This window comes from Variovorax sp. ISS6 (assembly GCF_056523145.1).
The window spans coordinates 4930943-4947543 of the sequence record NZ_JAWRZC010000001.1; the positions used below are offsets into that span (position 1 = coordinate 4930943).

9 protein-coding genes are annotated in these 16601 nt (G+C 70.9%); 7 read left to right on the forward strand and 2 right to left on the reverse strand.

Going from position 1 to position 16601, the window contains the following annotated elements; translation table 11 throughout:
* The first annotated feature begins 18 nt into the window (after positions 1 to 18).
* The 4 genes from tolA (at position 19) to AC1HIL_RS22970 (ending at position 9367) form a co-directional block, all read left to right on the forward strand.
* A complete protein-coding gene (gene tolA / locus AC1HIL_RS22955; RefSeq protein WP_296730922.1) occupies positions 19 to 975 on the forward strand; it encodes a cell envelope integrity protein TolA in 957 nt (318 codons plus the stop codon).
* Between the two features lie 151 nt (positions 976 to 1126).
* Complete coding sequence (locus AC1HIL_RS22960; RefSeq protein ID WP_261207401.1) at positions 1127 to 2857, forward strand: peptidoglycan D,D-transpeptidase FtsI family protein; 1731 nt, start codon at positions 1127 to 1129, stop codon at positions 2855 to 2857.
* A gap of 67 nt (positions 2858 to 2924) precedes the next feature.
* Entirely contained in the window at positions 2925 to 4151 is a 1227-nt protein-coding gene (locus AC1HIL_RS22965) for a M48 family metalloprotease (RefSeq protein WP_057596762.1), read from the forward strand.
* Positions 4148 to 9367: a DUF4011 domain-containing protein gene (locus AC1HIL_RS22970; RefSeq protein ID WP_479670072.1), complete on the forward strand. Its 5220-nt coding sequence runs from the start codon at positions 4148 to 4150 to the stop codon at positions 9365 to 9367. The genes AC1HIL_RS22965 and AC1HIL_RS22970 overlap by 4 nt, the downstream gene beginning before the upstream one ends.
* Here the strand turns inward: AC1HIL_RS22970 and AC1HIL_RS22975 are convergent.
* Complete coding sequence (locus AC1HIL_RS22975; RefSeq protein ID WP_261207376.1) at positions 9342 to 9737, reverse strand: YgiW/YdeI family stress tolerance OB fold protein; 396 nt, start codon at positions 9735 to 9737, stop codon at positions 9342 to 9344. The genes AC1HIL_RS22970 and AC1HIL_RS22975 overlap by 26 nt on opposite strands.
* 124 nt (positions 9738 to 9861) lie before the next feature.
* Positions 9862 to 13380 (reverse strand): DNA polymerase III subunit alpha, encoded by a 3519-nt coding sequence (gene dnaE, locus AC1HIL_RS22980; protein ID WP_057596760.1) that lies wholly within the window; start codon positions 13378 to 13380, stop codon positions 9862 to 9864.
* 129 nt (positions 13381 to 13509) lie between these two features.
* On the opposite strand from dnaE, the gene AC1HIL_RS22985 reads away from it, so the two are divergent.
* From AC1HIL_RS22985 to AC1HIL_RS22995, 3 genes are read left to right on the forward strand one after another with little or no spacing between them, the layout of a single operon-like run.
* The gene (locus AC1HIL_RS22985; RefSeq protein WP_479670073.1) at positions 13510 to 14304 is read left to right on the forward strand and encodes a sulfurtransferase; all 795 of its coding nucleotides are present in this window, start codon (positions 13510 to 13512) and stop codon (positions 14302 to 14304) included.
* A 15-nt stretch (positions 14305 to 14319) separates the two neighbouring features.
* Positions 14320 to 15027 (forward strand): response regulator, encoded by a 708-nt coding sequence (locus tag AC1HIL_RS22990; protein WP_479670074.1) that lies wholly within the window; start codon positions 14320 to 14322, stop codon positions 15025 to 15027.
* Positions 14987 to 16546, forward strand: coding sequence for a sensor histidine kinase (locus AC1HIL_RS22995; protein ID WP_057596757.1), 1560 nt, complete (start codon positions 14987 to 14989; stop codon positions 16544 to 16546). Before AC1HIL_RS22990 ends, AC1HIL_RS22995 begins: the two co-directional genes overlap by 41 nt.
* Positions 16547 to 16601: the final 55 nt, after the last annotated feature.

The window sequence follows — 16601 nt, forward strand, 5'->3', positions numbered from 1 at the left end:
AGCCGGACCCGAGAACGCATGTCACTCGCCCTCGATCGCCCCGAGTTCGCGCCGCCGCCGCAGCGCGGCACGCCGCGCGCCGTGGTGCTCGCACTGATCGCGCACGCGCTGCTGATCGCCGCCCTGACCTGGGGCGTGCGCTGGAAGAGCGAAGGCGACGACGACGCGGTGGAAGCCGAGCTGTGGTCGCCCACGCAGCAGGTGGCCGCGCCGCGCATCGCCAACCCGCCGCCGGCCCCCGAGCCCACGCCCGCACCGCCGCCTCCCCCACCCCCGCCGCCTCCTCCGCAGGCCGTGCGGCCCGATCCCACGCCGGCGCCCAAGGCGCCCGACATCGCGCTCGAGCGCGAGAAGAAGCTGCGCGAGGAAAAGGAACAGCGCGAGCGCGAACAGGAACAGCAGCGCCAGCAGGAAAAGAAGCGCCAGGAAGCGCAGGCCAAGAAGGAGAAGGACCAGCTCGAGGCCAGGAAGCGCGAGGAAGAGCGCCAGAAGGAACTGCAGCAGCAGAAGCAGGCCGAGCAGCAGAAGCTCGCGGAACAGAAGAAGCGCGACGACGCCAAGAAGCTCGAGCAGCAGAAGGCGCAGCTCGACAAGGACCGCCAGGACAACCTGCGCCGCCTGATGGGCCAGGCCGGCTCCACGGCCGAGCAGACCACCGGTCCGCGCTCGGGCAAGGGCGCGGGCAGCGGCGGGCCGTCGGCCGGCTACTTCGGCCGCGTGGCCGCGCTCATCAAGCGCAACGTGGTGTTCGATCCGAACTCGATCAGCGACAACCCCGCGGCCGAGATCCAGATCCAGACCTCTCCCGACGGCACCATCGTCGGCACGCCGCGCCTCGTGAAGTCCAGCGGCAATGCCGCCTGGGACGACGCCGCGCTGCGCGCGGTGCAGAAGACCGAGGTGATGCCGCGCGACGTCGACGGCCGCGTGCCCTCGCCGTTCCCGATCATCAGCGTGCGGCCGAAATCGCAGTGATGCACTGAAGCGCGCGACGCGGGGCCATGGCCCCGCGCCGCCGCAGTCTTAGCGCCGAATGAGCGCGCGCGCCGGCCCGGAACTCGCGGCCTCCGGGCCCCTCTACCGCCCACAACAACACGGCGGGGAAGAGCGCTCCCTCACAAGAACGATGAAGCCCAACGGACACATCCGGTATGGCAGCAGCCCCCTGCTCGCGAGCAGGACACCGGTCTGGCGCAGCAAGCTCATCGTCGCGGCCGTGGCCTTCGGCTTCCTGCTGCTCGCGGTGCGCGCGGCCTACGTGCAGGTCTTCGACAACGACTTCTTCCAGCACCAGGGCGAGGTGCGCTACCTGCGCACGCTCGAGCTGCCGGCCAACCGCGGCCGCATCCTCGACCGCAACGGACTGATCCTGGCCTCCGACATTCCCGCGCCCAGCATCTGGGCCATTCCCGAGGACATCGAGCGCGACGATCCCGCCGTGCAGGCCCGGCTGCACGAGGCGGCACGGCTGCTCGGCATGCCGCAGAAGGACTTCGACAAGAAGCTCGAGGACGAGGACAAGAGCTTCGTCTGGATCCGGCGCCAGGTCGACGAGTCGGTCGCCAAGCAGGTGGCGGCGCTCGGCATCAAGGGCCTCTACCTGCGCCGCGACTACCGCCGCCAGTACCCCGAGGGCGAGGCCGCGGCCCACCTGGCCGGCTTCACCAACGTCGAGGACATCGGCCAGGAAGGCGTGGAGCTGGCCTTCGACAAGGACCTGGCCGGCAAGGCCGGCTCGCGCCACGTGCTCAAGGACCGGCTCGGCCACATCGTCGAGGACACCGAGGATCAGGTGCCGCCGACCGACGGGCGCGACATCCAGCTGAGCATCGACGACCGCGTGCAATCGGTGGCCTACGAGAAGATCCGCGACGCCGTGGTCGCGAACAAGGCCCGCGCCGGCAGCGTGGTGGTGGTCGACGCGCGCACCGGCGAGCTGCTGGCGATGGCCAACTACCCGAGCTACAACCCCAACGACCGGCGCAACCTCAGCGGCGAGCAATTGCGCAACCGCGCCATGACGGACGTCTTCGAGCCCGGCTCGACCATGAAGCCGATCACCATCGCGACCGCGCTGCAGCTCGGCCGCGTCACGCCCAAGACCATTATCGACACCAACCCGGGACGCATCACCGTCTCGGGCGCCACCATCCACGACGACGAGAACTTCGGCGTGCTCACGGTCGAGGGCGTGATCCAGAAGTCGAGCAACGTCGGCGCCACCAAGATCTCGCAGCGCATGTCGGCGCAGGAGATGTGGAACTCGCTGACCGCGGTCGGCCTGGGCCAGAAGCCGCAGACCGTGTTCCCGGGCGCGGTGACCGGGCGGCTGCGGCCGTGGAAGTCGTGGCGGCCGATCGAGCAGGCCACCATGTCCTATGGCTACGGCCTGTCGGCCTCGCTGTTCCAGATCGCCCATGCCTACACCGCCTTCGCGCACGACGGCGAGGTGATCCCTGTCAGCCTGCTGAAGAACGACGGCACGCCGCCCACGGGCGTGCAGGTGTTCTCGCCGCTGGTGGCCAGCGAGGTGCGCCAGATGATGCACCTGGCGGCCGCGCCCGGCGGCACCGCGCCGCTGGCCCAGACCATGGGCTATTCGGTCGGCGGCAAGACCGGCACCGCCCACAAGCAGGTCGGCAAGGGCTATGCCTCCGACAAGTACCGCGCCTGGTACACCGGCATGTCGCCGATCGACAAGCCGCGCATCATCGTCGCGGTGATGGTCGACGAGCCCGGCGCCGGCAAGTACTTCGGCGGGCTGGTGGCCGCGCCGGTGTTCAGCCAGGTGGTGCAGGAGACCCTGCGCATCATGAACGTGCTGCCCGACCTCGCGGTCGCGCCGATGGCGCACTGACGAAGGACGGCGCCGCCGCGGTGCTCGTTTAGGATCGTCGGCAACTCTTGTTACCGGCGATCCCGACATGGTCGACTCCTCTCCCGTCGCGCTCGGCGACCTCGTTCCACTGCCCTACCAGCAGGCGCTGGCCGCCCACCTGCAGGCGAACGAGCCCGAGGCCTGGCGCTGGGCCGCCTCGGCCGAGGCGCGCGAGGAGCATGCGGCCGCCGTGCGTGCCGAGCTGCTGCGCCAGTCGTACCGGCTCGACGCCGACGCGCACCCCGAGCTGCACGCGCATGCCGCGCTGGTCGCTCAACGGCTCGGCGTCACGGTGCCCATCACCCTCTACCAAGGACAGGACGGCGCGATGAACGCCGCCATCCACACGCTGCCGGGCGAGGCCCACATCGTGCTCTCGGGCCCGCTGCTCGAGCGGCTGCAGGGGCCCGAGCTGCAGGCCGTGCTCGGCCACGAACTGGCCCACCACCTGCTGTGGACGCGCGACGAAGGCCGCCACCTGGCGGTCGACCGGCTGCTGCAGGCGACCGCGGCCGATCCGCGCGCCGACGCGAGCCACCTGCAGACCGCGCGGCGCCACAGCCTCTACACCGAGGCCTTCGCGGACCGCGGCGCCTGCGTGGGCTGCGGCGCGCTCGAGCCCGCGGTGAGCGCGCTGGTCAAGGTGCAGACCGGCCTCGCGCAGGTCCACGCCGCGAGCTACCTGCGCCAGGCCGACGAGATCAGCGCCGGGCCCGAGGCGGCCACGCGCGGCACCAGCCATCCCGAGGTCTTCGTGCGCGCCCGCGCGCTGCGGCTGTGGAGCGAGCGCGATCCGCAGGCCGATGCCTGGCTGGCCGGCGCGCTCGAAGGCCCGCTCGACCTCGCCACGCTCGACGTGCTGGGCCAGGAGCGCGTGGGTGGCCTGACGCGCGCCGTGGTCGCGCGGCTGCTGCGCGAGCCCTTCATGCAGTCCGAGGCGCTGCTTGCGCATGCGCGGCGCTTCTTCCCGGGCTTCGTGCCCTCGCTGCCGCAGGCCGTCGAACCGCCGCCGCCCGATCCGCTGCCCGCCGGGCTGCACGACTACATGGCCAGCGTGCTGGTCGATTTCGTCGCGGCCGATCCCGAGCTCGACGATGCCGCGCTGGCCGCGGCGCTCGCGCTGGCCGAGCCGCTGGGCTGCGCCGCGCCGTTCGAACAGCGGCTCGCGCAGGACCTCAAGCTGGCCAGGCGCACGCTCGCGCGCGTCAAGCGCGACGCCGCCAGCGTGCTCGACAAGGCCCGGGCCCAGCACGCACGGAGCGCCACGGCATGACGGGCATCGCACCGCTGTTGCAGTTGCTCGACACCGCCGACGCGCACGGCGGCCTGCAGACCGACGACGTGCTGGCCCTCGCGCTGCCGCTGCTGCGCGAGGTCTCGGCGCTGCACGAGCAGGGCCGTGTCGCCGCGCTGGGCCATGCGATGGCCTACCGCGTGAACGAGGTGCCCGCGCTGGAACTGGCCCAGCCCGCGGGCGCCGAGCCGAAGCGCAACCCGCAGGCGATCGCGCCGCTCGAGCGCCCGGTGGCCTCGGTGCTGCGCGTGGTGGGCGAGGAGCGCGTCACCGTCGAAGGCGGCATCGGCGTCGCGCGCGAGAACCTCGAGGTGCTGCCCGAGGCCACGCCCGACACCGTGCCGCAGCGCCCGGCCTACCTGCCCGGCTACGGCGCCTGGGAGCAGCGTTTCGCGCACCACGACGCGCTCAGCGACATGCTGTGCCTGGGCCAGGTGCTGGCCAGCCTGGCCTGCGGACTCGACTTCACGCAGGGCGACGAACTCGCGCGCTTCGCCGAGCACCGCGGCAACCTGTTCGAGATCAACCGCCGGCTGCACCCGGTGCTGGCCGCGGTGATCGTCGAGATGACGGCGCTCGACCGCCACGAGCGCGCGCGCGACCTGCCCTCGGTGATCCGCCGCCTCGAGACCTACCGCGACCAGCCGCTGGACCTGGGCCTGGAGCGCCTCGCGAACCCGAAGGACGGCGCGGGCCAGCGCCGCCAGGCGATCCAGCTGCACCTGCGCGACCGGCTGTTCGACCTCTCGCGGCGCAACCGGCTGCTGTACTTCAAGCCCACGCAGGCGCACGTCAACCTCACGGTGGCCAGCGTGCCGCTGGTGGTCGACCTGCAGAGCATCCGCGTCGACCAGCTCTGCGTATGGGACGGCCGCTTCGCCGCCGAGGTCGCGAGCGGCGATCCGGTGCCGCTCGCGCGCTGGCTGCGCTTCGAGGACCAGCCCTACCTGCCCGGTGCGCTCGACCGCATCCTGCAGGAGGCGCGGCGCGACCGCGCCGAATACGGCCTGTCGCAACTGTCGCTGGTGATCGCCTTCCTGCGCTGGCACAACCTCAAGGAGGACGCGGACGAGCGCATCGTCTCGCCGCTCCTGATGCTGCCGGTGGAGCTCTCGCGCAAGAAGGGCGTGCGCGACCAGTACCTGCTCGAGGCCGCGGGCCCCGAGGCCCAGGTCAACCCGACGCTGCGGCATCACCTGCGCCAGCTCTACGGCATCGTGCTGCCCGAGAGCATCGACCTGCGCGAGACCTCGATCGAGCAGTTCCATGCCGAGCTGGCCGCGCAGATCGCGCGCACCGAGCCCGGCGTGCAGTTGCGGCTGCTGCGGCAGCCCGAGATCGCGCTGATCCACCAGCGCGCGCGCCAACGGCTCGAGCAGTTCAAGCGGCGCGTGCGCGAACGCGCGCCCTCGGCCGTGCCCGTCGCGGCCACCGACTACAGCTATGCGCAGGACGATTTCCGCCCGCGCGGGCTGCAGCTCTTTCATGCCCGCGTGCAGCGCGTGCCGCTGCCGCTGGCCGGCGCCGTGGGCGCCCGCCCGACGCCACGCGCACCGCAGATGGCGCCGCAGACGGCGCCCGCCGAGGCCGAGCGCCAGACCTTCGCATTGCGCGAGAACGCCGGCAATCCCTACCAGTGGGACGTGGACCTCACGGCCGTGACGCTCGGCAACTTCAACCACCGCAAGATGTCGCTGGTGCGCGACTACAGCGGGCTGGTCGAATCGGACATGGCGAGCGAGGCCTTCGACCGCGTGTTCTCGCTGCAGCCGCGCCAGGTCGACACCGAGACGCCCGCCGTGCTGCCGCTGGCCGAGCAATGGCCGGTGGTGCAGGCCGACGCGACCCAGACCGCCGCCGTGGCGCTGGCGCGCACCGGGGCCAGCTACATCATCCAGGGGCCGCCGGGCACCGGCAAGTCGCAGACCATCACCAACCTCATCGCCGACTACGTGGGCCACGGCCGGCGCGTGCTCTTCGTCTGCGAGAAGCGCGCCGCGATCGACGTGGTGTTCCACCGCCTGCGCCAGCAGGGGCTGGACGAGCTGTGCTGCATGATCCACGACTCGCAGGGCGACAAGAAGGCCTTCGTGCAGAACCTGCGCCAGACCTACGAGCAGTGGCTCGAGGCGCCCTCCACGCTCGAGGCCGAGGGCGGCGAACGCACGCGGCTGCTCGATGCGATGGACCTCGACCTGCGCGCGCTCGAGCGCTTCGATGCCGCGATGCGCGAGGTGCCCGCGCACCTGGCCGTCACGCTGCGCGAACTGGTGGCACGGCTGGTCGCGCTCAAGGCCGTCGATCCCAAGCTCACGCCGCTGCAGGCCGAGGCCCTGCCCGACTATGCGGCCTGGCGTCGCCATGCCGAACTGGCCGCGCGGCTGCACCTCGCCGTCACCGAGAGCCTGGGCACGCCCACGCTCGCGCAGCATCCGTTCGCACTGCTCGCGCCCGCGCTGCTGCGCCAGCCCAAGCCGCTGGCCGCGCTGGTCGAAGGTTCGGAGCGCGCCACGGCGCAAAGCGGTGCCTGCCGCGATGCGCTGGTCGAGGCCTGGCCGCCGCTGGCCGAAGCCGGCGTGACATGGCGCGACGCGCTCGCGCTGGTGGCCGATGCGCGCCGCGTCGCGACGCTGGCCGCGCGCGGGCAGCTCGCGCTGCTCGATGCGGCCCATCCCGCGAGCCAGGCGCTGAATGCCGCGCTGGCCGAACGCCGCGGCCTGCAGCAGGCGCTCGACGAGAAGCTGCAGCGCACGGCCCATTGGCGCGACAAGCTATCGCCCGCCGATACCGAGGCCGGTCTCGCGCAGGCCCGCGCGCAGCAGCACTCGCTGCTGCGCTTCCTCCAGCCTTCGTGGTGGCGGCTCGCGGGCGAACTCAAGCGCCGCTACGACTTCGCCGCGCATGCGGTGCGGCCCAAGCCCGCGCAGCTGCTCGAAGAGCTGCTGGCCGAACACACGGCCCGCGCCGCGCTGCAGAAGCAGGCCGCGCAGCTCGAGGCCGACTACGGCTGCACCGACCCCGAGGCCTATGCGCAGCAGATGCAGGCACTGCGCGGCCTCGACGATGCCGGCAGCCTGCGCGTGGCCTTCCAGGCCCATCTGCGCAGCGCACCCGGCGCGAGCCGCGACGTCGAACGCCTGGTCGCCACCGGCTCACGCTGCGACGCGCTCGATGCGCTCTGGCGCGACCTGGTCCACGACCCGGCGAGCCTGCCGCTGGCCACGCTCGAAGACCTCGCGCGCACGCTGCACGACCAGGCCGATGCCCTGCCCGCGGTGCTCGCGCCGCTGCAGGAACTCGCCGATGCCGACCCGGCCGTGGCCGCCGCGCTGCGCGGCCTGCCGCTCGCGCCCGAGGCGATCGAATTCGCGGTCGCGCGCGAGGGCCTGGAGCGCGTCTACCGCACCGAGCGCTGGCTGCCTCGCTTCGATGCAGCCACGCTCGCGCGCCATGCGCAGCGCCTGGGCGATGCCGAGCGCCAGTTGCTCGGCCGCAATGCGCGCACCCTGGCCGCGGCCGTGCGCCAGCGCTTCCGCGACCATGTGCACAAGAGCGCCCTGCCCGCGAGCCAGCTCGATGCCGAGGGCAAGGCGTTCAAGAAGAGCTACAACGCCGGGCGCCGCGAGCTCGAGCACGAGTTCGGCAAGACCATGCGCTACAAGGCGATCCGCGAACTCGCGAGCGGCGAGACCGGCCAGGTGGTGCGCGACATGAAGCCGATCTGGCTCATGAGTCCGCTGTCGGTGTCCGACACGCTGCCGCTCGCGGCCGACCTGTTCGACGTCGTGATCTTCGACGAGGCGAGCCAGATCCCGGTCGAGGAAGCGGTGCCCGCGCTCTACCGCGCGCCGCAGATCATCGTGGTGGGCGACGAGATGCAGCTGCCGCCGACCAGCTTCTTCTCGTCGGGCCGCGATGCCGAGGACCAGACCGTGTCGGTCGAGGACGAGGACAACGAGGGCGACCGCATCGCGGTAGTGCTCGACGCCGACAGCCTGTTGAACCAGGGCGCGCGCAACCTGCCGGCCACCCTGCTGGCCTGGCACTACCGCAGCCGCTACGAGTCGCTGATCGGCTTCTCGAACGCGGCCTTCTACGCCGGCAACCTCTACACCATCCCCGACCGCAGCCTGCCGAGCGAGACGCGCGCCGAGATCCTGGTGCAGTCGGGCGCCGCCTCGGCCGAGTCGGTGGCCGCGCAGGCCGATGCGCTGCTCTCGCGCGCCATCAGCTTCCACCGCGTGACCGACGCGGTCTACGACAGCCGCCGCAACAGCGGCGAGGCGCGCCACATCGCGCAGCTGGTGCGCGAGCTGCTGCGCCGCGGCACCGGGCGCAGCCTCGGCATCGTGGCCTTCTCGGAAGCGCAGCAGGGCGAGATCGAGGCCGAGCTCGACAGCCTCGCCGCGACCGACAGCGAGTTCGCGGCACGGCTCGAGGCCGAGTACGTGCGCGAGGAGGACGACCAGTTCTGCGGCCTGTTCATCAAGAACCTCGAGAACGTGCAGGGCGACGAGCGCGACATCATCCTGCTGAGCATCTGCTACGGCCCGAATGCCGAGGGCCGCATGCTGATGAACTTCGGGCCGATCAACCAGCGCGGCGGCGAGAAGCGGCTCAACGTGATCTTCAGCCGCGCGCGCCACCACATGGCGGTGGTCTCGACGATCCGCCACGAGGCGATCACCAACGACCACAACGAGGGCGCAGCGGCGCTGAAGAATTTCCTGCGCTATGCCGAGTGCCTGTCGCGCGGCGACGATGCGACCGCCACGCGCGTGCTCGAGGGCATGAACCCGCTGACGCGCGGCGCGGCGCGGGCGGGCCACGTGCCGGCCGACGCGGTGAGCGTGCAGCTCGCGGCCGCGCTGCGCGCGCGCGGCCATGCGGTGGACGAGCAGGTGGGCCAGTCGCGCTTTCGCTGCGACCTGGCGATCCGTGCCGCCGGCACGGGCTCAGATGCGGGAGACAGCCATTACGCGCTCGGCATCCTCGTGGACACGGCAGCCCACTACGAGAACCGCAACGTGCTCGAGCGCTATGTCTCGCGCCCGCGGATTCTCGATGCCTTCGGCTGGGAGGTGCGGCAGGTGCTCGCGAAGGACTGGCTGCACGCACCGGAGGCGGTGCTCGACGGGATCGAGCACGCGCTGGTCAGCAAGAGCGCAATCAGCGCATCACGACCAGCTGCTTGACGTCGAGCTCGACCTTGTTGCCCACGAGGTCCTTGTCGAACTCGCCGGTGATCTCGACGCGCACCTTGTCGTCGATCTTCACGCCGGGCGGAAAGTGCTTGGCGTCGATCTCGACCTTCATGCGGCCGGTGTCGTCGGCGAAGGTGTAGCGCTCGCCGCCGTCGTGCGAGACGATGAAGCCGCGCAAGGTGGCGTGCTGGTCGTCCTTGCCGGTGTCGAGCAATTGCTTGACGGTCATGGCGGGCACCGAGCTCGGGCCGCTGTACTGGGCCAGGCTGCTCAGGGGCAGCGACAGCGCCAGCGCGGCGGCGGCCAGGAAGGCCTGCTTGATGGATGCGTTGCGGGTGCCGGTTGCGGTCTTGTGTGGCATGGCGAATGTTCCTCCTCGAACTGCCGGTTGAAAACGCGCAGGCGCGAAGCCTGCCCCCGGTAAGAAGGCCCAGGCCGCGCGGAGTTCCCCATATCGCTTTTTGCCGCCCCTGCGCGGCGCGCGGTTATTCGTAGATGACCGCGGCCTTGCCCGCCTCGGCCTGCGCGGTCCAGCTCGCGAGCGCCGCATCGGTCGGGAAGAACTTCGCGCGCTCGCCGAGCTGCAGCTCGACCTGCGCGCCGCCGCGCGCCATCGACAGGCGCACCGGCAGGCCCTGCACCAGCTCGCCATGCTCGCTCTGCTCGGTGCGCGCCGGGAAGTCCTTGAGCAGGCGCGCGATGTCGGGTGCCTTGCCGTTGACCGCCACGCGCAGGAACTTGCCGAAGCGGCAGCGCGCGCCGGCCAGATCCCAGACCTGCTGCACCTGGAAGCGCGCCTCGAAGCCGCCGCGCGCGGGCTGCAGCCGGCCCGAGACGATCACCAGCTCGTCGTCCTTGAGCGTGTTGCGGTTGGCGTTCATCAGCGCCTCGTCGGCGGTGGCGTCGATCGAGTCGGACTTGTCGTCGAGCTTGAAGATCGCGAGCCGCCCGCGCTGGCCATTGATGACGCGGAAGTCGCTCACGATGCCCGCGATCACCTGCTGGTCGCGGCTGTCGAGCAGGTCGGTGATCTCGCGCTTGCAGAAGCGCCGCACCTCGTGCGAGACCTCGTCGAACAGGTGGCCCGACAGATAGAAGCCGACCGCCGTCTTCTCGAAGGTGAGCCGCTCCTTCACGCCCCAGGGCGTGGCGTCGACCAGATCGGGTTCGGCCGTGGCCGAGCCGTGCTCGCTGTCGCCGAAGATGTCGACCTGCGAAGCATTGGCGGCGGTCGCGTTGGCGAACTCGAAGGCGCGGTCGACCGAGGCGATCAGCGAGGCGCGGTTCTGCTGGATGGCATCGAAGGCACCGGCCTTGATCAGCGCCTCGACCGTGCGCTTGTTGATGCGCTGGCGATCGATGCGCACGCAGAAGTCGTACAGGCTCTTGAACGGACCGCCCTCCTCGCGCGCGCGCACCACGGCCTCGACCGCGAGCTGGCCCGTGCCCTTGACGGCGCCCAGGCCGTAGCGGATGACCTTGTCGGTGACCGGCTCGAAGCGGTAGTTGCCGCGGTTCACGTCCGGCGGCTCGAAGGTCAGGCCGAAGTTCTTCTGCGCGTCCTCGAACAGCACCTTGAGCTTGTCGGTGTCGTCCATTTCCACCGTCATGTTGGCGCAGAAGAATTCGGCCGTGTAGTGGACCTTGAGCCAGCCCGTGTGATAGGCCAGCAGCGAGTAGGCGGCGGCGTGCGACTTGTTGAAGCCGTAGCCCGCGAACTTCTCCATCAGGTCGAAGATCTCGTCGGCCTTGTCCTGCGCGATGCCGTGCGTGCTCAGGGCGCCCGCTCGGAATTTCTCGCGGTGCTCGGCCATCTCCTCGAGCTTCTTCTTGCCCATCGCGCGGCGCAGCAGGTCGGCGCCGCCGAGCGAATAGCCGCCCAGGATCTGCGCGGTCTGCATCACCTGCTCCTGGTAGACCATGATCCCGTAGGTCTCCGAGAGCATCTGGGCCACCGCCGGATGCGGATACTCCACGTCCTCGCGGCCGTGCTTGCGCGCCACGAAGCTGGGGATCAGGTCCATCGGGCCCGGGCGGTACAGCGCGTTGAGCGCGATCAGGTCCTCGAGCCGGGTCGGCCGCGCGTCTTTCAGCATGCCCTGCATGCCGCGCGATTCGAACTGGAACACGGCCTCGGTCTTGCCCTCGGAGAACAGCCGGTAGGTCGGCGCGTCGTTGAGCGGAATGTTCTCGTAGGCGAAGTTCTCGCGGCCCTTGTGCCGCTTCATGATGAATTCGCGCGCGATCTCGAGGATCGTGAGCGTGGCCAGGCCCAGAAAGTCGAACTTCACGAGGCCGATGGCCTCCACGTCGTCCTTGTCGTACTGGCTCACGGCCGAGTCGCTGCCGGGCTGCTGGTAGAGCGGGCAGAAGTCGGTGAGCTTGCCGGGCGCGATCAGCACGCCGCCGGCGTGCATGCCGATGTTGCGGGTCATGCCCTCGAGCTTCTGCGCCAGCTCGACCACGGTCTTGACCTCTTCCTCCTTCTCGAGACGTTCGGCGAGCTGCGGCTCCATCTCGAGCGCGTAGTTGTTCTTGTCGCCCTCGATCTTCTGCGCCGGCGGGTACTGCAGCGTGACCGACATGCCGGGCTTGTTCGGGATCAGCTTGCTGATGCCGTCGCAGAACATGTAGCTCATGTCGAGCACCCGGCCCACGTCGCGGATGGCCGCGCGCGCGGCCATGGTGCCGAAGGTCGCGATCTGGCTCACGGCGTTGCGGCCGTACTTGTCCTTCACGTAGTCGATCACGCGGTCGCGGTTGCCCTGGCAGAAGTCGATGTCGAAGTCGGGCATCGAGACGCGCTCGGGATTCAGGAAGCGTTCGAACAGCAGGTTGTATTCGAGCGGATCGAGGTCGGTGATCTTCAGCGCATAGGCCACCAGCGAGCCCGCGCCCGAGCCCCGGCCCGGACCGACCGGGCAGCCGTTCTGCTTGGCCCAGTTGATGAAGTCGCCCACGATCAGGAAGTAGCCCGGGAACCCCATCTTCAGGATGGTGTTGATCTCGAACTCGAGCCGCTCGACGTAGCGCGGCCGCTGCGCGTCGCGCTTGGCCACGTCGGGGAACAGGTGTTCGAGGCGCTTCTCGAGCCCCTCGAACGATTCCTGGCGGAAGAACTCGTCGATCGGCATGCGCACGCCTTCGCTCACGAAGGGCGTGGGGAAGTCGGGCAGTTGCGGCTTGCCGAGCACCAGCGTCAGGCTGCAGCGCTTGGCGATCTCGACCGTGTTGGCCAGCGCGCTCGGGATGTCGGCGAACAGCGCCTGCATCTCGGCGCTCGACTTGAAATACTGCTCGGGCGTGAAGCGGCGCACGCGCCGCGGGTTGCCGAGGATCTCGCCCTCGGAGATGCACACGCGCGCCTCGTGCGCCTCGTAGTCCTCGCGCGCGGCGAACTGCACCGGGTGCGTGGCCACCACCGGCAGCCCCAGCCGCGCGGCCAGCTGCACCGCGGCCAGCACGTGCGGCTCGTCCTCGGGACGGCCGGCGCGCTGCAGCTCGATGTAGAAGCGGTGCGGGAAGATGCCCGCCAGGCGCAGCGCGAGCTCGGCCGCGCGTTCGCCCTGCCCCGCGGCCAGCGGCGCGCCGAGCGGACCGGCCTGCGCGCCCGACAGCGCGATCAGCCCGCCCTGCAGTTCCTCCACCCATTCGAGCTTGCAGGCCGCCTGGGCCTGGCCGCGGCCGACGTTCTGCGTCCAGGCGCGCGCCAGCAGTTCCGAGAGGTTGAGGTAGCCCTGCTTGTTCTGCACCAGCAGCACGATGCGCGTGAGCGTCGCGGCATCCTTGCCCATGCCCTCGAGGAAGATCTCGGCGCCGATCACGGGCTTGACGCCCTTGCCGCGCGCTTCCTTGTAGAACTTGATCCCGCCGAACAGGTTGTTGAGATCGGTGATGGCCATCGCGGGCTGCTTGTCGGCAGCGGCGGCCTTGACGACTTCGTCGATGCGATTGGTGCCGTCGACGACGGAGAACTCGGTGTGCAGGCGCAGGTGAACGAACATCCGTCCATTGTAGGAAGGCGGGCCTCCACGATGTGAGTTGGCGCGGCCCCTATTGACACCCGGGCCGCCCCTCGTTCGAGAGTGCCCGAGTCAGGAACGGGTCAACCAGCGGCGCCTAGAATTCCCGCCGTGCAAGAGACCCAAGAGATATTGAACATCGCGGCCTACAAGTTCGTGGCCATCGAGGACGGCCCCGCGCTGCGCGAACGCCTGCTGGAACGCAGCCGCGCGCTGGGACTGATGGGCACGATCCTGATCGCGCCCGAGGGTATCAACATGTTTCTGGCCGGCGAGCCCGGCGCGATGGCGGACTTCCTGGGCGGCGTGCGCGCCGACGCGCGCTTCGCCGACCTCGAGACCAAGGACAGCTGGTCCGCCGCCCAGCCGTTCCGGCGCATGCTCGTGAAGCTCAAGCGCGAGATCATCCGCATGGACCACCCCGCGATCCAGCCCGCGGCCGGCCGCGCGCCGGGCGTGGATGCGCCCACGCTCAAGCGCTGGCTCGACCAGGGCCACGACGACGCGGGCCGCGAGATCGCGCTGCTCGACACGCGCAACGCCTTCGAGGTCGACCACGGCAGCTTCGAGGGCGCGATCGACTGGCGCATCGAGAAGTTCACCGAGTTCCCGCCCGCGCTGCGCGAGCACCGCGCCGAGTTCGCGGGCAAGACGGTGGTGAGCTTCTGCACCGGCGGCATCCGCTGCGAGAAGGCCGCGATCCTGATGCGCGAGGAAGGCGTCGACAACGTGCTGCAGCTCGAGGGCGGCATCCTCAAGTACTTCGAGCTGGTGGGCGGCGCCCACTACCAGGGCGACTGCTTCGTGTTCGATGGCCGCGAGGCGCTCGCGCCCGACCTCAGCGCCCGCGCGGCCAAGGCCAGCGCGCGCGCCGCCGAAGACCCCGATCTCCACAAGAAACGATAGGCCGACCTCCCCGCGATGCGCATCCTGCTGGTGGAAGACGAACTGGACATGGCCTCCTGGCTGGTGCGCGCGCTCACGCAGGGCGGCTTCGTCACCGACCATGCGCCCGATGCGCGCACAGCCGGGGCCTTCATGGCCGGCACCGAGTACGACGCGGTGGTGCTCGACCTGCGGCTGCCCGACAAGCACGGCCTCGCGGTGCTGGCCGACATGCGCAATGCCGACGACCGCACGCCGGTGCTGATCCTCACCGCGCAGGGCGCGCTGCAGGACCGCGTGCGCGGGCTGCACCTGGGCGCCGACGATTTCCTCACCAAGCCCTTCGAGCTGGTCGAGCTCGAGGCGCGGCTGACCGCGCTGGTGCGGCGCAGCCGCGGCCGCCAGCATCCGCGGCTGCAGTGCGCCTCGCTGGCCTACGACGGCGAGAGCCATGCCTTCACGCTGCGCGGCACGCTGCTGGCGCTCACGCCGCGCGAGCACGCGGCCCTGAGCGCGCTGCTCATGCGCAGCGGCTCGCCGGTCGGCAAGTCGCAGCTGTTCGGCAAGGTGTTCACCAACGACAGCACCGCCGGGCCCGATGCGATCGAGGTGGTGCTGCACCGGCTGCGGCGCAAGCTCGCCGACAGCGACGTGCGCATCGTCACCGTGCGCGGGCTGGGCTACATGCTCGAAGGCATCGCCGATGGACCCGCACGCGCCGGCACCGTCTCCATCCCCCACTGACAGCTGGCGCTTCGGCATCCGCGCGCGCCTGCTGGCGCTGCTGCTGCCGGGCATGGTCGCGCTGCTCGCGCTCGACAGCTGGAGCGACTACCAGGCGCTGACCGAGAGCCTGGTCGACGCCTACGACCAGAGCCTGCTCGAGCCCGTGCAGGCGCTGGCCAACGGCATCGTGGTGGCGAGCGACGGCAGCGTGCGCGTGCAGGAGGCCTTCTCGGTGCAGGCGATGTTCGAGTCGACCCACCTGCGCTACAAGTACCTGCACGTGGGCGCGGCGCCGGTGGTCCGGGGCGAGACCGGCACCGAGCAGACGCTGATGGGCGTGCCCGACCTGCCCGCGCCGCCGCCGAGGAGCGGCGGCCCCGAGGGCGCGCCGGTGTTCTACGACGCCACCTACCAGCAGCATCCGGTGCGCGTGGCCGCGCTGCGCCAGACGGTCTACAACAGCCACGCGGGCAGCGCCTACACCGTGCTGATCCAGGCCGCCGAAGGCACCGGCCCGCGCCGGCGCGCGCAGGACGAATCGCTGCGCCAGGAGCTGCTGCGCGCCGCGCGCATGGTGGTGGTGATGGCGCTTCTGGTGTGGCTGGGCGTGGCCTGGACCCTGCGCCCGCTCGAGCGGCTGCGCCGGTCGCTGCGCGAACGCGCGCGCGACGACATCCAGCCGCTCGATCCCGCCGGCGTGCCGCAGGAGGTGGTGCCGCTGGTCGACGCGGTCAACCACCACATCGGGCGCCATCGCCGCATGGTGGCCGAGCATTCGCAGTTCCTCGCCGATGCCTCGCACCAGTTGCGCACGCCGCTGGGCATCCTGTCGATCCAGGCCGGCTACGCGGTGCGTGAGACCGACCCCGAGCGCATGCGCGAATCGCTGCATGCGATCGTCGCGCAGCTCGCGCGCACGCGGCGCCTGAGCGAGCAGTTGCTGGCGCTCGCGCATGCCACGCACGAGGGTGAGACCGAGGCCGCCGCGCCCGCGATCGTCGACCTCAACGCGATCGCGCGCGCCGTGGTGCTGCAGTACCTGCCGCTCGCGCGCGAGCACGACCAGGACCTGGGCTGGGTCGACGCGCGCGGCGACACCGCGACCGAGGGCCTCGCCGCGCCCGACGAGGAGGAGGACGCGGCCTCGCCCGTGATCCCGGTGCGCGCGAACCCCGCCGAGCTGCACGAGCTGCTCGCGAACCTGGTGCACAACGCGATCAAGTACACGCCGCGCGGCGGCAACATCACGGTGACGGTGCGGCGCGATGCCTCGCAGGCGCTGGCCGAGGTCTGCGACAGCGGCCCGGGCATCGCGCCCGAACGGCGCGCCAGCGTGTTCGAGCGCTTCCAGCGCGACCCGGCCTCGCAGGGCCCGGGCGCACCCGCGATGCAGGGCGCCGGCCTCGGCCTCACCATCGCGCGCGGCTATGCGCGGCGCAACGGCGGCGAGATCCTGCTGGACAGCGCCGACATGCCCGAGAGCGCCAACGGCGGCGGGCTGCGCGCGATCCTCCGATTGCCGCTCGCTCGTACGTGATAACACGTATTTTGGGCCCCGAAGGCCCTTGCAAGCGTGTTGCGAAAGGGGATTG

Coding starts and splice junctions, on each gene's coding strand:
- tolA (WP_296730922.1), top strand. CDS start 19: ATGTCACTCGCCCTCGATCGCCCCGAGTTCGCGCCGCCGCCGCAGCGC.
- AC1HIL_RS22960 (WP_261207401.1), top strand. CDS start 1,127: ATGAAGCCCAACGGACACATCCGGTATGGCAGCAGCCCCCTGCTCGCG.
- AC1HIL_RS22965 (WP_057596762.1), top strand. CDS start 2,925: ATGGTCGACTCCTCTCCCGTCGCGCTCGGCGACCTCGTTCCACTGCCC.
- AC1HIL_RS22970 (WP_479670072.1), top strand. CDS start 4,148: ATGACGGGCATCGCACCGCTGTTGCAGTTGCTCGACACCGCCGACGCG.
- AC1HIL_RS22975 (WP_261207376.1), bottom strand. CDS start 9,737: ATGCCACACAAGACCGCAACCGGCACCCGCAACGCATCCATCAAGCAG.
- dnaE (WP_057596760.1), bottom strand. CDS start 13,380: ATGTTCGTTCACCTGCGCCTGCACACCGAGTTCTCCGTCGTCGACGGC.
- AC1HIL_RS22990 (WP_479670074.1), top strand. CDS start 14,320: ATGCGCATCCTGCTGGTGGAAGACGAACTGGACATGGCCTCCTGGCTG.
- AC1HIL_RS22995 (WP_057596757.1), top strand. CDS start 14,987: ATGGACCCGCACGCGCCGGCACCGTCTCCATCCCCCACTGACAGCTGG.